The organism is Mucilaginibacter panaciglaebae (assembly GCF_039539265.1).
GTDB lineage: Bacteria > Bacteroidota > Bacteroidia > Sphingobacteriales > Sphingobacteriaceae > Mucilaginibacter > Mucilaginibacter panaciglaebae.
In genome coordinates, this window is record NZ_BAABCV010000008.1 from 146,021 (window position 1) to 168,988 (window position 22,968).

Genomic DNA, 22,968 nt, shown 5'->3' on the forward strand with positions numbered 1-22,968 from the left:
ATCTATACACGGCCACGCTTGGCCGGTATGTATAAGGTATAGATTTCTCACTATCGTTCGAAATGGCATCGGTATTAATTGGTTCCGGCCCGTTTTGTGCGTAATTTGATTGCCCAATATTTTGCTTTACCTTGCGTATTGGAGCGTTTAAACGATCATCACCAAAAATAAATCTGAATGACCAAAAACAGCCGCAGGCAATTTCTGCAAAAAGCCGGATTGCTGACCACCGCTGCCGGACTAAGCTATGTGGCCCCGGCTGCTGCAAACCCGGCCCGCAAGCCGGAACCGGCAGGCGAAGGCGGCAAAGTGTTTGCCTCGGCCAATAATGCGGTGGCGGATACGCGTTACGGCAAAGTGCGCGGCTACACCCGCAACAACATTTTAACTTTTAAGGGAATACCTTATGGAGCACCAACCGGCGGCGACAATCGCTTTATGCTACCTCAGAAACCAAAGAAGTGGAAGGACGTACGTGACTGTTTGGTATATGGCCCTATCTGCCCGCAGAAACCTGATACCGGCTGGCTCCAGCAGGAATATGGCTTTTTATACCAATGGATAGACGGCATGCAGGATGAAGATTGCCTGCGCCTTAATATTTGGACCCCTGCACTCGATAATAAGAAACGCCCGGTGATGTTCTGGATCCACGGAGGTGGTTTTTCCAGCGGATCGGGTCAGGAACATCCCTCGTATGATGGCGAGAACCTGGCAAAATTGGGCGATGTAGTGGTGGTATCAATTAACCATCGGCTAAATGCTTATGGCTTTTTGGATTTGTCTGATTATGGCAGCAAGTATGCGTCGTCAGGGAATGTTGGAATGCTCGATATTGTGTTTGCCTTACAATGGGTACGCGATAACATCAGCAATTTTGGAGGCGACAAAAATAATATCACCATATTCGGCCAAAGTGGCGGTGGCAGTAAAGTGATCACGCTGATGGCCATGCCTTCGGCGAGGGGTTTGTTTCACCGGGCTATTTCGCAAAGTAATTCTATTGTGCAGATGTCGACACCGGCTTATGCCAAACAAGTTACTGAATTGGTTTTAGAATATCTGAGTATTTCAAAAGATAACATCACCGATTTGCATAAGATAAAAAACGACCGCCTGCAAGACGCGCTTGATGCAGCCAATAACAAATTAGGCAATAAAGTACCTGCTGATGTTGGCCGCGCAGGTTTGCAGCCTGTGGTTGATGGTAAAATATTGCCCGTACACCCTTTTGACCCTACCGCACCAACGCTAAGCGCCAGCATACCGTTTATGGTGGGCACCTGCCGCAATGAGGCATCGTACAGCATTAATAATGCGCCTTTAGAAAGGCTGGACGACCAGGGCCTGGTGAAACTATTGGCAGAGAAATACGGAGCTAAAGCCAACGGTATGGTACAAACCCTGCGACGCTCGCACCCTAACGACAAAGCGGTTGAACTGCTAAGCTACATAAGCGCACAAAACCCAATGGCCTATTTGCAAGCCAGTCGTAAAGCCGCGCAAAAAGCTGCTCCGGTATTTCTTTACATGTTTGCATGGCATACCCCACAGTTGGATGGCAGGCCGCGGGCATTCCATTGCAGCGAAATACCATTTGCCTTTGCTAATACAGATAAAGCCGAAAATTATACCGGCTCGAGCGATGAAGCAAGACAGTTAGCGGATAAAGTTGCTAAGGCCTGGATAAACTTTGCCCGGCACGGCGACCCTAACCATGACAGCTTGCCCCAATGGCCTGCGTTCACAGACGACAATGGCTCCATGATGATATTTAATAATACCTGCGAGGTACAGCATGACCCGGACGGTGAGTCGCGGAAAATGTTAACCAGGATATTTTATAATAAAGAAGTATGAGTAAAAAGTTCTACGGCTTAAGCGGAGTTTTATGGCTGTCGACAATATCGCTTTGGGCACAAAGCATCCAGAGCTTTAAGCAGCTTAATACCAATCCCACACTATACACTAAAACCGAGTTTGACATCCGCCTTACGGCCGACTGGCAAAACCCTTACCTGCAGGAAGATGTGGCGCTGGATATGGTGATGTACACGCCGTCAGGTAAGCGGCTGGTATTGCCTTGTTTTTATGAGGAAGGCGAAAGCGGCAAACAATCGCTTTGGAAGGCTCGCTTTGCTCCGCAGGAAAAAGGCAAATACGAGTATGCTTTTGAATTGAGCAAAGCTGGCAGTGTAGTTGCAAGATCAAAGGATGCGACGTTCATCGCTGCGGCGTCTGATAAAAGTGGGTTCCTCCATCCAAAAAACAACTGGGAGTTTCAATTTGACAATGGCAAGCCTTTTCGCGGTATCGGGGAGAACATAGGCTGGGAATCGCGTAAGAGCGATGACTCCAAATTTTTCCGCGAACTGCAGCAAAAACCCAAGTACGATTACGAATATATGCTACCTGCACTGGCGCATCATGGCGGCAATTTTTTCCGCACGTGGGTCTGTTCGTTTAATTTGCCTCTCGACTGGCATCGCAACTTTAACAGCACCCGTTATGAGGAATCAGATGCTTATTATAATCCAAGCGCCATCCGCAAAACCGACCGCCTGTTTAACCTGTGTGATTCATTGGGTTTATATGTGATGCTGACTTTAGGGCCGGGTAATTACAGTCCGCGCGATGGCGGTTTTTCACCCTCGGCGGCCGATTTTTTTGTTAATCCAAAATCAAAAGCGCGGTATAAAAACCGGCTGCGCTATTTTGTAGCACGCTGGGGTTACAGCACCAGTGTAGGCGCCTGGGAGTTTTTCAACGAAGTAGATAATGTGCAGTTCGGTAATAAAAATAAACCTATTAGTGCAGATTCAATTGTAGCCTGGCATGATGAGATGAGTAAGTATCTGAAAGGCATCGACCCATATAATCACCTGGTTACTACGAGCATTTCGCACCGTGATTTAAAAGGCATGGACGAACTCCGGCATATGGATTTTAATCAAAAACACATCTACAAAAATACGACCTCAATACCGGCGGCTATTGTTCGTTATGAGCGTGATTTTAAAAAACCTTATGTTATTGGTGAGTATAGTTATGAGTGGGACTGGTCGAAAAACTTTGATGACTTTGCTGACGAGATGGATAGCGATTACAAGCGCGGATTGTGGTACGGCTTATTTACGCCTACGCCTATTTTACCTATGAGCTGGTGGTGGGAATATTTCGACAGCCGCAAAACCGACGAGTATATGAAAAAGGTACGCCTGGTATCAGACCAAATGCTGGCAACGGGCAAAGGCTCATTTGAAAAAATTGAAATACATGCGTCCGACTCAACAGTGATCACTTATGCCGTAAAATGCGGCGGTAAAACTTTTGTTTATGCTTATAATCCAACATCCGCAGTAAAAAATATTAGTTTGACTTTCAAAGGCAGTGGTGGCTCTGCCGAGCTTTTTGATTGTGAAAGCGGAGCAACTAAAAAGGTGATGGTTCCAAAAAGTATCCTACTTAAAGCAAAACAAGATGTGGTATTAATAAGTGGCAAATAGTAATTTGATTGTAAGATGAAAAGGAAAATCAGTCTGTTAGTTCTTTTTATTACGGCATTTAAATTCAACTGCTTTTGTCAGCAAAAGCCAAATCGTCCCAACATCATTTTTATTCTGGCTGACGACCACGCGTACCAGGCTATCAGCGCTTATGGCTCAAAATTTATTAAGACGCCTAATATAGACAAGATTGCGCGCCAGGGCGCTTTAATGCGGTCGGCTTTTGTGACCAACTCGGTTTGCAGCCCCAGCCGGGCGGTTATCCTGACCGGCAGATATTCTCACCTAAACGGCATGAAAGACAACGGCACTTACTTTAATGGTGCCCAACAGACCTTACCCAAGATTTTTAAGCAATATGGCTACCAAACCGCTATTGTCGGCAAATGGCACCTGTTCAGTACACCAACCGGCTTTGATTATTGGGATATTCTGCCCGACCAGGGTAATTACTATCATCCCAGATTCATCAATATGGGTAAGGATACGATGTACAATGGTTATGTAACAGATATTATTACCAATTTGGCACTGAACTGGGTTGAGGCAAATAAAAACAAACCTTTTTTTCTGATGCTGCATCATAAGGCACCACATCGTAATGCCATGCCGCCTATTAAATACCTGGACAAGTTTAATAATGTACAGTTCCCGCTTCCATATAGTTTTTATGACGATTATGCAAACAAACCCGGCCTGCAGCGCCAAACCATTACAGTAAAAAATGATCTGGATATCCGTTATGACAGCAAGATCCCTTGCGATACCTGCGAAGTAACTAAAATAAACGCCTGGGCACCGGGCGAGTATCAAAAGGAGCTATCTGGCTTAACACCCGCCGAGCGGAAGATATGGGATACTGCCTATCAAAAAAAATATGAGATATTTAAAACGCTGCATACCAAGTCAGAGATCAGCCGCTTTCAATATCAACGTTATATGGAAGATTATTTGCGTTGTGTGATGTCGCTGGACGATAACGTAGGACGCGTATTGAAATATCTGGATAGTACCGGCCTGGCAAAGAACACCATTGTGGTTTACATGTCTGATCAGGGGTTTTACCTGGGCGAACATGGCTTATATGACAAGCGTTTTATGTACGAAGAATCGTTCAGAACGCCGATGATGATACGGTATCCGGCCAAAATAAAACCGGGTTTGAAATTAGATCAGTTTGTCCTGAATTTAGACGTTGCGCCAACATTGTTAGACATGGCCGGCATTAAACCGCCCACCGATATGCAGGGCGAATCTATGAAACCACTGTTAACTCGCCAGCCGCTGGTCAAAAAATGGCGCGACGAAATATATTACCATTATTACGAATTGTCATTTAACCTCACGGCTCATTATGGTATCCGCACCAAACGGTATGCCCTGATGCATTTTTATAACCCGGTTGACGGCTGGGAATTGTATGATCTGCAAAATGACCCGCACGAAATGACGAATGTTTATTTTGAGCCGGAGTATAAGCAAACCATTGTCTACCTCAAAAAACATTTAACCGCACTGCAGGTAAAATATGGCGATGAGGAAAAGGATTTCTTAAAGAAAAAATAACATCGGTTCCAGCCGTCTTGTCCACAACATTTCGACCGGGCAGGTGTTGTCATGGTAGGATATTTGCATTTATATCAATTATCAATAACACACTTATGAACATCAACCCAAAAGCCCCTGTTATTACCAACGAGGACATCATAATCAATGCGCCGCTAATTGATGTTTGGAACATCCACACTGATATTAACAGCTGGAGCGATTGGCACCCGGATATATCGGCCTCAAAAATTGACGCACCGACGACCATCGGCAAAACCTTTAGCTGGACCATCGGTGGTATGGACATCGTATCTACTATCAGCGAACTGATCCCCGGCCAAAAGATCTCGTGGTCGGGCACCATTAATGGTGTATTGGGCATACACGTCTGGCTGTTTCGCGATATGGGCGACGGCGTACTGGTAAGCACTGCCGAATCATTAGACGGCGACCCGGTAAACGAACAGGTAGATTTTTACCAGGAGGGACTTGACAAAACCTTACGTACCTGGCTGGAGAATTTGAAGAAGAGAGCAGAAGGGATGAATAAATAATCGTCTCCGCACGGTCTGCGAGAGACCCAGGAACATAGCCATATTATTTACCTGTCATGCCGGCACGACAGGATAAGCAAGGTTACTTAGCGTGCGTCATGCTGAAACAAGGGAAGCATGACGGAATTTCCAATGCAAGTTTCCCCTTCGACGCACATTGCGAGGAGGGATGAGCTGTCAGTATAGACATATAGAAAGCAAAAGCGCCGCTACAAACTGCAGCGGCGCTTTCTATTGGTAAGTCAAAAGGGCTCTTAATTCTTTTCTGAAGTTAATTTCCTGATCAGCTCCACTTCATCAGTTTTATAGGGTGTGCCATCCTTACGGAAGATGTCATGGAACCACAATTTCGGCTCCTCGCCACCCGGCATGGGCGTATCCCAGGCGTAAATAGTGTTGGTTTTACCTGCTACAAAACCCCAGTTAATGGCGCCTACATGTTCTTTTTTGAGCATTGGCATAACGGTACCAAAAGTACTGTTACGCGGACGAGCCATATATTCAGTACAAATTAACGGTTTGCCGTGCGTTTTTAGCAGTTGTACCACGCGCAAATGAGCCGCCTCTTCGTCGTAATTATGATAAGTGATCACGTCTGAGTTTAGTACCTGGTAAGTATTCAGCTTCTCGAAAGTCCAGTCCCATAAACCCGCCGACACCGGCTGGTCCGGACGAACCTGATGCGCCCAGCTAAATACATTAACCAGCAAAGGCATAGACGAATCTTTTTTACCGCTGTTACCTGGTTCGTTAAATAAGTCCCAAAGTAAAATGCGTTTGTCGTGTGCAAAGGTGGTTAGCACATCTTTTACATAGTGCTCTAAAATGCTCATTTCTTTCGGATTTTTAAGTGCAGGCACGCCTGGGTCCTGCATCCAGCCCGAATTGTGGACACCTACTTTAACGGCAGGCTGCCTGCCCGGTTTAGGATCGTTATTCCAGCAATCATCAAAAAACACAAAAATGGGTTGAATGTGGTGTTTGTCGGCGATAGTCAGAAATTGATTAACACGCGATTTAAACCCTTTTGGATCTTGTGTATAAGCTACGCTATGCAAGAATACGCGCATCGTATTAAAGCCAATACCTTCGGCGTAACCCAGTTCGCGGTCTATAGTTTTCGGATCGAAAGTATCAGCCTGCCACATTTCTAATTGGTTAATGGCATTACTTGGTATAAAGTTAGCCCCTGCAATCCAACGATGCTGGGCGTACCATCGGTTAGCTTTAGCGGCTGACCATATTTTCTCTTTAACCGCAGATTTCGATTGGGCGTTTACCGTTACCGCGCCTAATACGCATAGGGCACCGGTTAATACCAGATTTTTTATTGCTTTCATTATATGTATCTGTTTATAAATGGTCTGCTAATATAGTTTAAGTGTACACCAAGTAAAAGCTTTATTTATTAAAGCTGATCTTTGAGTATCGCAAAATATCAGGACAGTGGAGGATGGCTTATAATCCAACTTGTGTTATGTTTGTTAAACCAATTATAATACGTCAGCTTTATGAATAACATCGGCAACAAACTGATAGCGTGCCTGCTATGTTTAAGTAGTCTTTCAGCGTCAGCACAACGTGCTAAAACTGCGCAGCCTGCGCCAAAGATTGTCAACATTGTCAACTTCATTCGGCTGCTGGAGCCGCGCGATGCAAAGATAACGGAAGACGTTTTATATCAAACCGTAGTAAAACAGGTGGAAATGCTGAAGAAGTATCACCTGTCCGGCACGTTTTTGTTGCAGTATGACGCTTTGATGGATAAACGCTATCAAACGTTATTATCGTCGTTACCCAAAGGCACTTTTGAAATTGGCGCCTGGTGGGAAATTCCGCAGCCGCTGGTCGAAAATTCAGGCATGAAATGGCGGGGCCGCTATCCGTGGGACTGGCGTGCTAATATTGGTTTCTCTACCGGCTTCACTCCTGCTGAACGCGAAAAGCTTATTGATACTTATTTTACTGACTTTAAAAAGATATTTGGTTATTATCCTAAAACAGTCGCTTCATGGTTTATTGATGCTTACAGTTTAAACTATATGTACCAGAAATACCACATTGTAGCCTCGGCCAATTGCAAGGATCAATATGGCACCGATGGTTATACACTTTGGGGTGGTTACTGGAACCAGGCATATTATCCGAGTAAGATTAACTCTTACATGCCGGCACAACATGCCGATAAGCAAATCCCGGTGCCTATTTTCAGACTATTAGGCAGTGATCCGGTTCGCCAGTATGATACCGGTATCAGCTCAAGCCGCCAGGGGGTTATTACACTGGAGCCGGTTTATCATTTTGGAGGTGGCGACTCAACCTGGGTTAACTGGTTCTTTAAAACTTTGGTAGATGATAAATCCGTAAACTTTAATTATACCCAGGCTGGCCAGGAAAACTCATTTACCTGGGACGCCATGAAAAAAGGCTTTGAGATACAAATGCCACTGATTGCCAAACTCCGCGATCAGCATAAATTGCGTGTTGAAACCATGGAACAATCGGGCACCTGGTTTAAGAAGAATTATAAAGTTACACCGCCTACCTCATTTTCAGTAAGTAAAGATATCGAGGGAAGTGATTTAAAGACCGCCTGGTACGATAGCCGGTTTTACCGGATAAATTTATTGTGGGAGCATAATAACCTGCGTATTCGTGATATTCATCTATTTGATGAGGAGTTCCCATCGGTTTATGAAACTGAACCGGTTACTTCGAATGAGTGTACTTTCTTTACTCTGCCTATTGTGGATGGTTACATCTGGAGCAAACGCAATGACCTGGCCGGTTTGCGCTTTAAAGCCAAAACTGATGCCGGCGAGGTGGTGTTGTTAGCAGGCAGAGACCCTAAATTCAGTAAAACCGCAGCTGGCGCATTGCATATTTCCTGGCCATTAACAACTTCCAAAAGTTCGTTAGAGATTGATTTATCAGAAGGACAGATCAAAATCAACCTGATCGGCAAAACTAAACTTGACTGGTACCTGGAACTTAACACACCACCAACAGACAAACTGCCTTTTGAAAAAATCGACGGCAAAGAATTGGATTGCAAGTTTGAGAATACCGACTACAAGTTGAAAACTGCAAAGGGCACGTTTAGCAAACCAGGCAATAGTTCAATATTCAGGTTGACGCCCGATGGCAATAGCATTGTGTTGAATATGGCTGATATTAAATAGCTAATGAATAAAAACAAGCAAGGCGCAGAATCCGCGCCTTGCTTGTTTTTATTTCTTTTGGTTTATATCCCAAATCTTCAAGGCTTTTATGATGGCCTTCCCTTCGGCAAATACCGACAGATTAGTGGCATTGATATCGGGATAGATCATAGTAGAGATTACTTTTTCGCCGTCATTGCCAAATGCTTCCAAAGACGAATTATCTACCAATACCTGGATTTTTACCACGCCGTTTATAGGCTTCATCGGTGCTAACTGAGTTAAGTTGCGGCGTGACTTATTGCCAATCTCTGATATAGTACAATCAATATACAGTTGTCCGTTTTCGGCATCATAGCCCACAGTTACGTTCTTGGTGATATCAGGATTTTCTACAATATTAAAGCCCACTTTTTTAGTGTCTTTAGTAACTGCGAACTCTGCGCTCAACCAATAAGAATTGCCACTATATGGGCGCTCTTTATTCAGACTGATCCGAGTATCACTAATACGCAGGTTTTTCTTCAGCAGCGGCTTTTCATCAGCGTATTTACGCATTGCTTTAGTTACTACGGATGACGGTTCCTGTATTAACCTTAAACCTTCTTCAGTGGTTTTCAATGAAAGATCGTGCGGTATTGACATCTGCCCTTTCCACGGATAGGTTTCGCGGCGGCCATCCTGCAGCCAGCCTAATAATATCTTTTTATTTTGCGGAGCATCACGCCAGGCTATAGCCGCATAAAAGCAATCGCCATAATCAACCGGCAATACTTTGCTGCCGTTGTTATCGTCCTTGAAAGTTTGCCCGTCAAAATCGCCCACAAAATATTGAATCAGCGGGCCGTGATCACCGCCTGATGATACAAACATTACCCACTTGATTTTATTCGGATCATTATCGACCACCAATGGTAACATTGACGGGCACTCCCAACCATTACGGGTATAGCCGGCAGGGCCAAAGTCGCTCAATTTAGTCCATTCCTTTAAGTTTGACGAACCATAGATACGTACCATATGCTCATTAACCATTGACACGGTCATGATCCACTGTTTGGTGGGCTCATACCAAAACACGTTAGGGTCTCTGAAATCGCTTTTGTTTAAGTCGATAACCGGGTTATTGCTGTATTGCTTAAAGGTCATGCCGTTATCATTACTATAGGCAATAAACTGCGACTCTTTATGCTGCTTAGGCTGGTCGGCTGTAAAAACAGCTACAACCGGCGGGTTTTTTTTCGTACCAAACCCGCTGGTGTTGTCTTTATCCAGTACTGCTGATCCTGAATATATCCAGGTTGTGGTATCTTTGGTTACTATTTCAGGTATGGCAACCGGCAGGTGCTTCCACGATATCAGATCTTTACTGGCAGCGTGACCCCAGCTCATATGTCCCCATTTATTTTCAAATGGATTGTGCTGATAGTATAATTGAAATTCGCCATTCAAAAACAGCAAACCGTTCGGATCATTTGTCCAGTTTTTATCAGGTGTGAAATGATATTTAGGACGCCATTGCGGGCTGGGTACCGCTTGCTTTTGGCTATACCCTTTTATTGCAGGCAACAAAAATAAAATAGCGATCAGTTTATTACGCAGCATGGTTTATTGGTTAATACGTAAATAGGTTGTTTGTTGGCAGGTGATAACACCTTCAGTTTTTAAAGATAGTACATTGAAATATAAAACAGAAGCAACGATAAACAGAAAAGGGCGCAAAATGCGCCCTTTTCTGTTTATCGTTGTATATACAACTAATAATTGTGCTTATTTTTTCTTTTTAGACAGGTCAAGCTCGTAACTGAAGCTGCTTGGCTGGGCATGCACCTGGAACTGCTCTAATGGCCGCGGCCCGCAACCGTTTGAGCCCACGCCTAAAGTTTTATGGTCTATACAAAGCACTGTGCCCTTGCTTTTCGGTAAATCTATTTTATACTCAACAGGTTCCATTTCCTCATCGCTATAAGGCAGGGCGCTTACCTGCATTACCGAATCAACCTGTTTAACATTCAGGCTAAGGCCATTTGCGGCAGTAAGGTTTGCCCAGCGTACATCTTCGTGGTTACCTTGCTCCATTGGTTTTTCATAGCCTGTCATCTGGTTAAGTACACTGCTTGCATAATGGCCTATATCTGAGCCCTGTTTGCGGTCGGCATAGTTTTCCATCGGGCCTCGGCCTAAATAATCAAACTGGTTCATGTCTTTATTCAGTAACAAGCGTACACCAATACGGGCCAGTACCAGTTTAGGGTCGCTAAAGCTGACCTTGTTTTCAGATTTGATCTCGCCTTTACCGTTAATGGTATAAACCACATTGTGGCGCACTACAAAGTCTTGCTGGCCTACACCGGTTAAATTAGCGCTGATCTGTACTACGTTTGGTGACAGTTGCACGGCTTTAACATCGTTGGCGGTCCATTTAATTTCGCGCAGGCCATTTTTAACCCAGCCGTCATAAGCCCACATATCATCTTTTTGGTGAGGCGCGCGCCACAAGTGTAGCATCGGGCCGCCTCCATCTCTTAAAATGTTATCGCCGTCTTTTTCTATTTTAGTAAATGTGCCTTTGTTTTTATCAAACACCAGGTTAAAGTCGGCACCTTTTACTTTGATATCGCTGCTGCCGTCGTTTAAGCTCAGGTTAGGCCCTTGCAATTTATTTGCAATTGCAGGTACCGGTGTACCTAACTCAAACTGCTGTTCGGCAATTTCAAAGCCGCGTTTAGCCCAAAGCTTGTCAGCACCTAACTGGAATGATATACGTAAAAAATATTCGGCACCCGGTTTATTAGGAATAACATAAGGTAAGGTCACATCTTTGTCCTGACCGGGGTTGATCAAACCGTAAGCAACATTGCCTGACGATATAACGGTGCCGTTTTCACTCAGTTCCCATTTAGCATCCATGTTATTGAGATTGATAAACTGGTAGCGATTTTTGATAGTGAAGACCTTTCTGTTCAGGTCTTTAGCTTTGATTGATATCCATTGGTAAGCATGTTTCAGTTCCGGGAAATGCGGTTTTGGCCTGCGGTCAGAGAAAACAACACCTTTATGGATAAAGTAGCGGTCGTTAGGATATTCGCCAAAACCGCCACCAAAAGCCGTGATAGGATGTTTAGGATCGCGGTTATTATAAATACCCTGATCTTGCCACTCCCATATTGCGCCGCCTAACAGGCTTGGATACTTATCAAATAAATCGTTATAAATATCAACCGAACCCATTGAGTTAAACATAGCATGCGCATACTCGCACAGGTAAAATGGTTTGGTTAATTTCGGATCGGTTGCGTGTTTTTCCAGGTCACGGACATTGGTATACATTTCGCTGTCCATATCGGCAGGGTTTTTAGTGCCTATGCCGAAGCCCTGATAATGCGTAGGCCGGGCCGGGTCAATATCCTTTATTGCTTTTAATATGGCCCTGAAATTGCTTCCACCACTGCCGCACTCGTTTCCTAACGACCAAATAATTACCGAGGGATGATTTTTAAAATTCTCTACGTTAGCAACGTTTCTATCAATCAACGCCGCTTTTATTCTTGGCTCTTCATTAAACTGATCCCAGGCGCCGTGACATTCTAAATTGGCTTCGGCTACCAGGTAGATACCATACTCGTCGCAAAGCTCATACCAGCGCGGGTCGTCAGAGTAATGGCAGGTACGTACGTGGTTGCTATTGGTTTGTTTGATGAGCACTATATCGCGGATCATTTGCTGCTCGGTAATTGCATGACCGTCATCAGGCCAGTTTTCGTGGCGGTTAACGCCTTTTAATTTAATAGGCACACCGTTAACCAGGAACAGGCGGCCTTTTATTTCAATTGAGCGGAAACCTGTACGCTGAGATATGGTCTCGACAGTTTTAGCACCTTGATTTAGATTAATTACCGTGGTATATAATTTTGGTGTCTCTGCAGTCCATTTTTGCGGATTGTTTACGTGAAAGCTGGTTGTAACAATAACTTCCTCACCAGGTTTTAAAGCAGGCACATTTTTCTTAGCAGCAGCGCCAGGCACTTTTACGTTACCATTGTAAAGGGTTACTAATAGTTGGCGTGCCGGTACAGTAACGTTGCCATAGTTTTTTACTTTGGACGATACGACCAGGTCGGCGTCCTTATATTGAGCATCCAGATTAGTATGGATAAAAAAGTCGCGGATGTGTTCCTGCGGTGCGCTCCATAAAGTTACATTACGGAAAATGCCGCTTAAGCGCCACATATCCTGATCTTCCAAATAACTGCCAACAGTAAATCGATATACCTCAACAGCCAGCATGTTTTTACCCGGATGGACATATTTAGTTAAATCAAACTCGGCAGCGTTACGGCTGTTTACGCTGTAACCTACTTTTTTGCCATTAACCCAGATAAAGAAACCGGCATCCACTCCATCAAAAGTGATAAATATACGGCGGCCGCTCCAGTTTGCAGGCACGTTAAAATCGCGGCGGTAGCTGCCTACCGGGTTACGTTCTTTTACAGCCGTGTATTTCTTATTTTTAGGCTCGGTCATTACATGCGGGAAATCTTTCTGGAAGATGTAAGTAAAGTTGCTGTAATATGGCGTTCCGTAACCTTCAACCTGGAAATTTGAGGGCACTTTAATATCTTTCCATTTTGATACATCATAACTGGTTTTATAGAAATTTACCGGGCGTTTTTGAGGCCAGTCAACCCAGTTAAACTTCCATAAGCCATTAAGGTTTATAGCCAGCGACGATGCGCGGCGATTCGCTTTTAACGCTTCGGCCAAATTAGCGTAAGGCATCAGTGTGGCATGGGACGGTTCTTTATTTATACCGATATTTTCAGGATCCTCGATCTCTTTCGGAACCGACGCCGTATCAGAGGCCGACAAATAGTTGCTTGCATCTTGCTGCGCTTTACTTGTTTTAAAGCCAAATACAAGCATCAGCAACATTATTACAACTTCTTTTTTAAGTAAGACTTTGCTATTCATAATTGTGTGTAATTTTAGTTTTGGGAGTATAATTGTTATACGGCCACCTAAACCGACCATACTTAACCTATTCATGGTATCGGTGTTAAAAGTATAGCTTTTCAACGAAATTTGCCTCCTTTTATCGGGTATGTTTCGTAATAATTTTATTATGGTTTGATAATCGGTTATACCAGACATTTCGGGGCTAAAGTATTTATTTTGACAAATATTGGCAGGTATATTCTACGCAAACGTTTGCAAGCCCAGCCGTATGCCCCCAAACAAAAAGAAGAGAACATTACGACAATACTTTTTCGTAGCAGTTAAAGCGCATACCGGGGCGACCGGCCAGGGATATTTCGCCGGCGTAAATATAGCCAAGCCTGGGGAACAGCTTATTGGTTGCCTGGTTTATTACATTAGTATCTACCCTAACTTTACTTAACCCGCGTTGGTGCGCTACCACTTCGGCCTGGTGCATCATTTGTGCGGCAATACCCTTGCCCTGATAATGTATGCTCACAGCCAATCTATGCACCACGATAGTAATTTCATTGACATCCCAACCTGCATCTGCATATTCAGGATCCTGATCTGTGGTAATGGCTACAACGCCAGCCACACTTTCGGTACTTTCCGCAAGCCAAAGTTGTTTTTTTGCAATATCGGCCTCAAACACTTTGGCATCAGGATAAAGGCTATCCCATTGGTAGTTGCCGGCTGCATTCATCACCGGCACCACTTCGTTAATTAACTGCATTATTTGAGGAATGTCTTCAAGACCCGCCCGACGGATAATCATAACTCCAAAAATAGCGCTTTAACGGCTGGTTTGTATATCTTTACCTGCTTAGTTAAGTTAAAACTCAAATTTATAACCCGCGTATTTCGCTGTGATGAGATATTTCTTCGTAATTTTTACGTGCATTGCCTTGCAAGCTACTGCACAAAAAGACTTAAACTTTGATAAACGATTTGTAGAAAGCGTAAACCACTGGACGGCTCTTTATACGGGCAAAGACAGCGTTTATAACTATGGCTATATTTATATGGACCCAAAGCTGGGGCTTGCCGTCCATAACGAGGGCACTTTTAAAATAACAGGCAATAACGCCTATGTGCCAACAAAGCGGCCTTTCGGCGCCATTAATACGCTAAGGCTGCAAAACAATAAAACGAAAGTAGCCTGGATACCCGAAAATAGATTCCCTGAACTGCAAATCACAGCAAACCCCGATTGGCTTAGCGCTTTGAAAATTGACACGGCATCAGCCGCTTATCTGTTAAAATGGGCCTTCACTTATAATGATGGGCATGAAAGTAACAAAGCCCTGCCTTATCTGGAGCGCGTTAAACAAATAGACCCCAACTATCCGGGGCTTGATTTCGAGTTTGCGTATTATTACAATGCCAATCGTCAGTTTAATGAATCTGAAGCGCTTTTGCGTAAGTCGCTCGCGGTACGGCCGGATGACTTCAGAGTTTATAAGGAGCTTATTTATGAAGAGGTATTTTCGAATAACTTAGCTATGGCCGAAAAAACATATCAACTTGCGCTGCCACACAGCAACACAGAGCAAAAGGCTGAACTGTCGTACAATATTTGTCTTATCTATTTTCAGCAAAAAAACGAACCTAAGTTTAACCAATGGGCCGCCGAAGCAAAAAAATGGGTAGTACCGGGAACAAAACAGATGGAAACTTTGACGCGTATGATGAGCAGCCCAATGAATTGATCATTAACAATTTTTTCTGCGCTTGCGGTATTGCCTTTCTTTTGCTATTTTAGAACGGACCGATCAAGTACCTAAACAAGCATCTGCCATGAAATACCTATTTATTTTATTGACGTGTCTCTCTTTACGTGTAAGTGCGCAAACTCAACTAAATTTTAACAAAGGCTTTATAGAAAGTCTTGACAAATGGGTAGCCATTAAAACCCCTGTTGATACCATATATGGTTATGGCTTTATTTATATGGATGTCACCGCAGGGCTTGACAGTGCGTCAGGGTGGTTTGTTTAAAATTAAAAAGGATGGTGTATTTATCAGCCATAAAAACCCGCCAAATCAAATACGTATCGAGAGGCTACAAGATAACGGACGGGTTAAGGTTGCATGGATACCTGATGATAAAATAAAAGAAATGCAGGAAGATGTTGAACCGGATTGGCTTAAAATTTACAAAGCGGATACCACCTCTGTACCTTATTTATTCAGGTTGGGTTTCACTTACAACGCCGCTAACCAAATTGACAAAGCGCTATATTATTTAAATCGCGTAAAAAACACCAATCCCGATTATCGTGGTCTGGCGTTTGAATTCATTTACGCCTACAATGCACTTAACCAATTTGATAAAGCCGAAGTCGCAATCAACGATGAGCTAAAAAAGACCCCTAATAACGGCCATTTATACAAAGAATTGGTGTATGCGCAGATAAAGTCAGGAAAAATGGATAAGGCAGAAGAAACTTATAAAAAAGGAATTCTCTTGTGTAGCGTTGGCGACAAAACCGAGATGATTATGAATATCATTCCTCCTATTTCACGCAGAAAAATAAAGAAAAATTTAACTACTGGGCAGATAATGCACAAACCTGGATACCAGCAAACGACCAACGCTTAAACGCAATTGAAAACATGCGCCAAACCATCGGTAAATAATCTAAGGCTATCAGGCTGCGCTATCGCGATTGTAACGGTGCTTATAATCTATAGGCGATAGGCCGGTAATTTTTTTAAATACGGTTCTGAAAGCTTTAACATCCGTGTAGCCAACATCATACATTACCTCGTTTATGTTTTTCCGGGTATTTTCCAGGTGCTTTTTAGCGGCTTCTATCTTCACCCGTTGGATGTATTCGGCAGGTGTATTGTTGGTGGCCTTTTTGAATCTGCGGATGAAATGCCGGCGACCAATGGCAAAGCGTGTCGCCAGATCTTCAATCGAAATCCTTTCGGTCAGGTTTTGCTCAATAAATTCCTGTGCTTTCTTAATAGGCTCGTCTTCATGTTTCTTCTGCCCGTTAAACATAATAAACGGCGATTGGCTCTTGCGGTCAATCTCGATAGCAAAAAATTTAGACGCGCGTATAGCCATTTCTCGGCCCACATATTTCTCGACAATGTGAAGCAGCAAGTTCCAATAAGAAGATGCGCCGCCGCTTGAATATAAATGACCGGTTTCGGTAATAATGCTACCATCCGTCAAAATCACATTCGGAAACATCTCCCTGAAATCGTTAGCAAACAGCCAATGAGTTGAGCATTCTTTACCATCCAGCAAACCGGTTTCGGCAAGCAGAAAAGCACCCAAACATAATGATGTTACTTCCGCACCTTTATTATATTGGTCAACTATCCACGGCACCAGGTCTTTATTACGTTCAATACTGGTTTTCATATCACCGCTTAACGCAGGGATGATCACCAGATCAGTTTTCCCGACATCTGCACATAAGCTATCCGTATTTACAGAGAAAGCGCCACCGCTTAATTGTATCTGCGGCGCCATGCCTACCAGCTTTACATCAAATGCAGGGTCTTTACCGGCATCAATCAAAAACTGGTTTACGGCAGTCAGTATATACCGCGGATCAAAAATGGCGGCTAATACAGAATCGTAAGGGACTAAAATAGATACGTGCTTCATCTTATTTTATATTAACTTGTAATACAAGTGCTTTATCAAATTTAATAAAAGCCATCAAAGAAAAAACCTAATGTCTCAAATCACCCCTCACAATGTCTCAACTTCACGTCACGCAGGTGTAAATGGTGGTGTACATTTGTATCGTTAATTAAAACAATCACTAAACTTAAAACAAAACTTAACACAATGAAAACAACAAAGATCTTATACTGGGTATTTAACATTTTATTTGCCTTTGTAATGTTCGGTTCTGCAATTCCGGACGTAATGTCGTCGCCTGACGCTGTGAAAGGAATGCATGGCGCACTCGGCTACCCTTTATACTTTATTCCGTTTATTGGTGTAGCAAAAATGCTGGGCGTTATTGCCATCCTGGTTCCGGGCTTTCCACGTCTGAAAGAATGGGCCTACGCAGGCCTGACTTTCGATCTGATAGGTGCAACTTACTCTATTTACAGTATACCAAATCCGGACGGCCCATGGTACTTTATGCTAATTTTTATTGCCCTTGCAGCTGCAGCCTATATCTATTATCACAAAAAATTGGATTTGCAAAAAAGACAAGCATAATATCTGCTTAAAACAATTAGAATATGAGAAAATTAAAGTTACAGATGCAGATATCTGTTGACGGATATGTTGCAGGGCCCAATGGGGAAATGGATTGGATGTCATGGGGATGGGGCGACGATATAAAAGCTTATGTTAAAGATTTACACGAGCGGGTTGATACCATAGTTATGGGCCGAAAATTAGCCGAAGGTTTTATACCGCATTGGGCCGCTGCCGTACAAACACCCGAAGGCAACGACGAGTTTAGCCAAAAAATGGTAAACACGCCCAAAGTAGTATTTTCAAAAACATTGACCGAATCGACGTGGGATAACACAATTGTTGCAACCGGCGACCTGGTTAATGAGATTAAAAAGCTAAAGGCTGCCGGGGGCGGTGACATTGTCACCTATGGTGGCGCAGGCTTTGCATCGGCCTTAATTAAGGCAGGTTTGGTTGACGATTACCACTTGTTTGTCAATCCGGCAGCCATTGGCAACGGTATGCCGATCTTCAAAATGCTGGATGGCAAACTCAGTTTAAAACTTGTAAAAGCACATCCGTTTGAAGTTGGCATAGTAGCACTGAACTATATGCAGGCATAATTAATATACAGCGGGGTTGAAATGAGGCGAATAATAGTATCCATGAATGTCACAGTGGACGGATTTATGGCCGCACCTGACGGTGGGCTTGACTGGCACCTTCAAAACTGGACCACTGACATGGCCGATTTGCTTGCCCAACAACTCGGCACCGCCGACACCATATTATTAGGCAGAAATACTTACAGCGCAATGGCCGGTTACTGGCCCGCTGTAAGTACCGGCCTTTCGCTATCACGTAGCGATCTGGCTTATGCGACTATGATCAACAGCTATCAAAAAATAGTTTGTTCAACTACTTTAAAATGTGTGTACTGGGCCAACTCCAGGCTTATTTCCTCTAACATCCGTACCGAAATTTCAAAACTTAAACAACAACCCGGCAAGGATATCATTATTTATGGCAGCCATAAACTGGTGCGCTATCTTAGTAAATTTAACTTAATTGATGAATATCTGCTTTGGCTATATCCGGTAAGTATTGGGCGTGGGATAGCGCTTTTTCATCAACCACAGAAATTAAGATTCGTCGGCTCGCATATATTATCATCGGGAGTAGCGGTACTTAAGTACAGTATACATCCGGATTAGCCTATGGCAACTTCTCAGCACACTTAGCCGTATCATAGTAAAGTTAAACGTACTTATGCTAATTGCTGATTTTCTGCGTTATAAATGTCGCCAAGAATAATATCTTTGGGTTTATACCAATATAACCGGCTACACCAATCAAATAATTACCAATTTATATAGCCGGATGATCGTATATGCATAAACGTTTTCGTTATATATTTTTTTTGCTGATACTTTTTTGCCTGGTCACTGCCGCACAGGCACAAAAAAAATACACCATTGACGGCACGGTTAAAGACGCCGCAACCGGTGAGACTTTGATAGGCGCGACTGTTAGATTACAAGAGTTAAAACATAGCGGCGCCACAACCAACGGTTATGGCTTTTTCTCATTAACTGCCGTCGAGGGCGACTACCTATTAAATGTCAGCTATATTGGCTATGAGACTATTACACAACGCATTAAACTTGATAAAAATTCGCAGCTCGATATTCGGTTAATTAGCAATAACACTTTACAAGAAGTGTCTATAAGCGGAAAAACTCATAAAAGCGATAATATCGACAACCCACAAATGGGTGTTAACCGACTGGATTTAAGCCAGATAAATAACGTACCGGTAATATTTGGCGAGAAGGATGTTATCAAAACTATACAGTTACTGCCCGGAGTAAAATCAACCGGCGATGGCAATACTGGTTTTTATGTGCGGGGTGGTAATTCAGATCAAAACCTGGTATTGCTTGACGAAGCTGTGGTGTACAATGCGTCCCATCTTTTTGGCTTCTTCTCAACCTTCAATTCTGACGCTATTAAAGACGTAAGCCTCTATAAAGGTGGAATGCCTGCTCAGTACGGAGGCAGGCTGTCATCGGTTTTAGACATCAAAATGCTTGATGGTAACGATAAGAGACTTAATGTACAGGGCGGTATTGGTTTAATAGCTTCACGCATCAAGGTTGAAGGGCCTATCGTAGCTAATAAAAGCTCATTTATGATCAGTGCCAGACGTACCTATGCCGACCTCTTCCTGAAACTATCGCCCGACTCTAACACCCGGGGGGCGAGCCTTTACTTTTATGACCTGAATGCTAAATTCCATTACCGTTTTGATGATAAAAACACTATTTATCTTTCAGGATATTTTGGCAAAGACGTTCTGGGTTTAAAAGACAACTTTGGCACTAATTGGGGCAACCAAACCACTACATTACGCTTTACCCATATTTTCAACAACAAGTTATTCCTGAACTCGTCGTTTATCTATAGCAATTACAATTTCCTGATCCAAAGTTTTTTATCTGATAATGATTTTAAGGTACGCTCAAAAATACGTGACTTTAGTTTGAAGGAAGACTTTCAATATTTCCTGTCGGATAACAATACGTTTTATTTTGGAGTTAACGGCACATACCATTCTATTTCACCGGGAGATATAACCTCATCCACCACATCCGAAGTTAATCCGCAGACAATACAGCAACGGTATGGGCTGGAGTCGTCTGCTTATCTGTCTGATGATTGGAAAGTAACCGATAAAGTTGAGTTACTATACGGTATGCGCTTTTCGACATTCTCTTTACTGGGGCCCGGCAAATTTACTACGTACAGCCCTGCCGATGTACCCTTATACTACCAAAACTATGGCCATGGCGATATTGTAAAGACCTACCTAAATCTCGAACCGCGTTTTTCAGTAAGTTATAAGTTGAATGATCAAAACTCCGTAAAGGCATCATATAACCGTAATACACAAAATATCCATTTAATATCTAACTCAACATCAGCTTCGCCCAGCGATCTGTATGTAATGAGCAGTAACAATATTAAACCAGGCCTATCAGACCAGGTAGCATTGGGATATTTTAAAAACCTGGCTAATAACCAGTACGAGTTTTCGTCTGAAGTTTATTATAAAGCCATGCAAAATCAAATCGACTATAAAAATGGGGCGCAGCTTATAGCCAATCAGGACGTCGAATCGCAGCTGATTTATGGTAATGGCCGGGCTTATGGATTGGAATTATTTTTTAAGAAACATTATGGCAAATTAAACGGCTGGATAGGTTACACGCTGTCAAAAACCGAAAACAGATTTGACGATGTGAACGATGGCCATTATTTTGCTGCAACGCACGATAGGACACATGATATATCTATAGTCGGCATTTATCAATTGAGCAAACGCTGGACGCTTTCAGGCACATTTGTTTATGCAACCGGCAATGCGGTAACGTATCCGCACGCTAAATATCAGGTAGGCGGCTTAACAACATTTTATTACGCCGACCGTAATGCCGACCGTATGCCCGCGTATAGCCGCCTGGATATAGGTGCTACACTTGAGGGCAAACCTCATAAACGCTTTCACTCAAGCTGGACTTTTGGCCTGTACAATGCTTATAACCGCAAAAACGCTTATACAATAACCTTCCAGGACGACCCTCACGACCATTCGCGCACACAGGCTGTAAAAACCAGTTTATTTGGCCGAATACCGTCTGTAACTTATAACTTTACGTATTAGCAATGGCAATGAAGTACAGATTAATATTCTTAATGTTATTTAGCCTGATCTGGGTTGCATGTAAAAACGTGATTGATCTTAACCTGCGCAGTACCGAGCCCCAATTGGTTATTGAAGGTAATATAACTGACGAAACGGTGCCTCAGCGCATTATCATCACCCGCTCGGCCTCGCTTGACAGCCCTAACAGATACGCACCGGTAACAAACGCTGCAGTTAAGCTGATTAACGCTAAAGGGCAGGAGTTCAGTCTGATTCAACGTACACCCGGTGCTTATTATTCAACCTCATTTGCCGGGCGCTACAATCAAACTTACCAGTTAAGGGTTCAGGTTGATGGCAAAACCTATTTGGCTGCAGCCACTATGCCCCCTAAGGTACCTATTGACTCTATTGCCCTGTCTGTACAAACATTTGGCACCACTGCCGAAAAAACTATAATTATTTTTTACCAGGACACACCTAACTTAGCTAATTACTACCGCTTTATATTATCTGTAAACGGGACACAGGTAAAACGCATATTTACCCGCGATGACCAGTTTAACGACGGCCATTTGGTGCAGGCTTACTTATACCAGGATGACATTAAGTTAAAAAGTGGCGACCGGGTAGATATCGAAATGCAATGCATTGAACAAGATATTTATACCTATTGGTATACATTTTCATTACAATCTAACGGGTTTACAACAGCTACGCCCACCAATCCTCCTAATAATTTTATTGGCAGCAAGCCATTAGGATATTTTAGCGTACACACTACAGAGCATCGCAATATCATTATACCGTAGGCAAGTAAAATTTATCCTGCTGGAACGATTAAGTTTTAAACAAAAATGGCCTGCCAAATAGCAAGCCATTTACCTAACAAATTAATACCTATTCAGACGGAAGCAAGACTAATTTTACGTTAATATCACTGGTTGGTTTCACCGGTGTACTGCCATTAATCGGTTGCGAATATAGCACCAAATGCAGCCCATCATTTGCTGTATAATGGAAATAACTGTAAGATGTTCCGTTATAAACTTCAGGCACTTGCTCGTAGACTCCTGATACAAAGGAGAAATAAACTAAAGTAGCGCCATTATCATTAAAAAAGCTACCCACGCCTGGTACAACTCTATCAACAGAATCTGATTTACCGTCTGTGGTTTGTGACCAGTCGGCAGGTTGAATTTTAACACTCCAGGTTTGATTAGGGGTGTTTGTTACATATGTTTTTTTACATGAAGCTAAAGCCGCCACAACAAGGGCCACACAAGCAATAGATAAGAGTTTTCTCATAGCGATAATATTTTTGTTTTCAACAGTAAGATAATTGTACAAC

The 22,968-nt window shown here is 43.1% G+C and carries 19 protein-coding genes; 13 read left to right on the forward strand and 6 right to left on the reverse strand.

The window, feature by feature from the left end:
* Window positions 1-177 precede the first annotated feature (177 nt).
* The 4 genes from ABD772_RS12345 to ABD772_RS12360 all read left to right on the forward strand — a co-directional run bounded on the left by ABD772_RS12345 (window position 178) and on the right by ABD772_RS12360 (window position 5,608).
* Window positions 178-1,860, forward strand: coding sequence for a carboxylesterase/lipase family protein (locus tag ABD772_RS12345; protein WP_345104737.1), 1,683 nt, complete (start codon window positions 178-180; stop codon window positions 1,858-1,860).
* Window positions 1,857-3,506: a DUF5060 domain-containing protein gene (locus tag ABD772_RS12350; protein ID WP_345104740.1), complete on the forward strand. Its 1,650-nt coding sequence runs from the start codon at window positions 1,857-1,859 to the stop codon at window positions 3,504-3,506. Before ABD772_RS12345 ends, ABD772_RS12350 begins: the two co-directional genes overlap by 4 nt.
* 15 nt (window positions 3,507-3,521) lie before the next feature.
* Window positions 3,522-5,072: a sulfatase family protein gene (locus ABD772_RS12355; RefSeq protein ID WP_345104743.1), complete on the forward strand. Its 1,551-nt coding sequence runs from the start codon at window positions 3,522-3,524 to the stop codon at window positions 5,070-5,072.
* Window positions 5,073-5,167: 95 nt separating this feature from the next.
* Window positions 5,168-5,608, forward strand: a complete 441-nt coding sequence (locus tag ABD772_RS12360; RefSeq protein ID WP_345104746.1) for an SRPBCC family protein — start codon at window positions 5,168-5,170, stop codon at window positions 5,606-5,608.
* Window positions 5,609-5,862: 254 nt separating this feature from the next.
* On the opposite strand, the gene ABD772_RS12365 is transcribed toward ABD772_RS12360, so the two are convergent.
* The gene (locus ABD772_RS12365; RefSeq protein WP_345104749.1) at window positions 5,863-6,948 is read right to left on the reverse strand and encodes a glycoside hydrolase 5 family protein; all 1,086 of its coding nucleotides are present in this window, start codon (window positions 6,946-6,948) and stop codon (window positions 5,863-5,865) included.
* Between the two features lie 171 nt (window positions 6,949-7,119).
* Here ABD772_RS12365 and ABD772_RS12370 point away from each other — a divergent pair, with 171 nt between their 5' ends.
* Window positions 7,120-8,790, forward strand: coding sequence for a hypothetical protein (locus ABD772_RS12370; protein WP_345104752.1), 1,671 nt, complete (start codon window positions 7,120-7,122; stop codon window positions 8,788-8,790).
* A gap of 48 nt (window positions 8,791-8,838) precedes the next feature.
* Here the strand turns inward: ABD772_RS12370 and ABD772_RS12375 are convergent, their stop codons facing one another.
* The 3 genes from ABD772_RS12375 to ABD772_RS12385 form a co-directional block, all read right to left on the reverse strand.
* Window positions 8,839-10,374, reverse strand: a complete 1,536-nt coding sequence (locus ABD772_RS12375) for a glycoside hydrolase family 32 protein (protein WP_345104754.1) — start codon at window positions 10,372-10,374, stop codon at window positions 8,839-8,841.
* A gap of 165 nt (window positions 10,375-10,539) precedes the next feature.
* Window positions 10,540-13,740: a glycoside hydrolase family 2 TIM barrel-domain containing protein gene (locus tag ABD772_RS12380; RefSeq protein WP_345104757.1), complete on the reverse strand. Its 3,201-nt coding sequence runs from the start codon at window positions 13,738-13,740 to the stop codon at window positions 10,540-10,542.
* A gap of 280 nt (window positions 13,741-14,020) precedes the next feature.
* A complete protein-coding gene (locus ABD772_RS12385) occupies window positions 14,021-14,482 on the reverse strand; it encodes a GNAT family N-acetyltransferase (protein WP_345104759.1) in 462 nt (153 codons plus the stop codon).
* Between the two features lie 136 nt (window positions 14,483-14,618).
* Here ABD772_RS12385 and ABD772_RS12390 point away from each other — a divergent pair, with 136 nt between their 5' ends.
* The 3 genes from ABD772_RS12390 (at window position 14,619) to ABD772_RS12400 (ending at window position 16,351) form a co-directional block, all read left to right on the forward strand.
* Window positions 14,619-15,458 (forward strand): tetratricopeptide repeat protein, encoded by an 840-nt coding sequence (locus ABD772_RS12390; RefSeq protein ID WP_345104762.1) that lies wholly within the window; start codon window positions 14,619-14,621, stop codon window positions 15,456-15,458.
* A gap of 88 nt (window positions 15,459-15,546) precedes the next feature.
* On the forward strand, window positions 15,547-15,747 hold the full coding sequence (locus ABD772_RS12395; protein WP_345104765.1) for a hypothetical protein: 201 nt from the start codon (window positions 15,547-15,549) through the stop codon (window positions 15,745-15,747).
* Window positions 15,686-16,351 carry a tetratricopeptide repeat protein gene (locus tag ABD772_RS12400; protein ID WP_345104768.1) on the forward strand — a complete coding sequence of 222 codons (666 nt, stop codon included), beginning with the start codon at window positions 15,686-15,688 and terminating at the stop codon, window positions 16,349-16,351. The genes ABD772_RS12395 and ABD772_RS12400 overlap by 62 nt, the downstream gene beginning before the upstream one ends.
* Before the next feature lie 48 nt (window positions 16,352-16,399).
* On the opposite strand, the gene ABD772_RS12405 is transcribed toward ABD772_RS12400, so the two are convergent.
* Window positions 16,400-17,377, reverse strand: coding sequence for a GlxA family transcriptional regulator (locus ABD772_RS12405; protein WP_345104771.1), 978 nt, complete (start codon window positions 17,375-17,377; stop codon window positions 16,400-16,402).
* 186 nt (window positions 17,378-17,563) lie between these two features.
* Between ABD772_RS12405 and ABD772_RS12410 the strand changes: the two genes are divergently transcribed.
* The 5 genes from ABD772_RS12410 to ABD772_RS12430 all read left to right on the forward strand — a co-directional run bounded on the left by ABD772_RS12410 (window position 17,564) and on the right by ABD772_RS12430 (window position 22,429).
* A complete protein-coding gene (locus tag ABD772_RS12410) occupies window positions 17,564-17,947 on the forward strand; it encodes a DoxX family protein (RefSeq protein ID WP_345104774.1) in 384 nt (127 codons plus the stop codon).
* A gap of 23 nt (window positions 17,948-17,970) precedes the next feature.
* Window positions 17,971-18,534 (forward strand): dihydrofolate reductase family protein, encoded by a 564-nt coding sequence (locus tag ABD772_RS12415; RefSeq protein ID WP_345104776.1) that lies wholly within the window; start codon window positions 17,971-17,973, stop codon window positions 18,532-18,534.
* A 21-nt stretch (window positions 18,535-18,555) separates the two neighbouring features.
* On the forward strand, window positions 18,556-19,125 hold the full coding sequence (locus tag ABD772_RS12420; protein WP_345104779.1) for a dihydrofolate reductase family protein: 570 nt from the start codon (window positions 18,556-18,558) through the stop codon (window positions 19,123-19,125).
* Between the two features lie 176 nt (window positions 19,126-19,301).
* Window positions 19,302-21,635 carry a TonB-dependent receptor gene (locus ABD772_RS12425; protein ID WP_345104782.1) on the forward strand — a complete coding sequence of 778 codons (2,334 nt, stop codon included), beginning with the start codon at window positions 19,302-19,304 and terminating at the stop codon, window positions 21,633-21,635.
* An 8-nt stretch (window positions 21,636-21,643) separates the two neighbouring features.
* Window positions 21,644-22,429, forward strand: a complete 786-nt coding sequence (locus tag ABD772_RS12430) for a DUF4249 domain-containing protein (protein ID WP_345104785.1) — start codon at window positions 21,644-21,646, stop codon at window positions 22,427-22,429.
* 88 nt (window positions 22,430-22,517) lie between these two features.
* Here the strand turns inward: ABD772_RS12430 and ABD772_RS12435 are convergent, their stop codons facing one another.
* Window positions 22,518-22,925 (reverse strand): hypothetical protein, encoded by a 408-nt coding sequence (locus ABD772_RS12435; protein ID WP_345104788.1) that lies wholly within the window; start codon window positions 22,923-22,925, stop codon window positions 22,518-22,520.
* Window positions 22,926-22,968 lie beyond the last annotated feature (43 nt).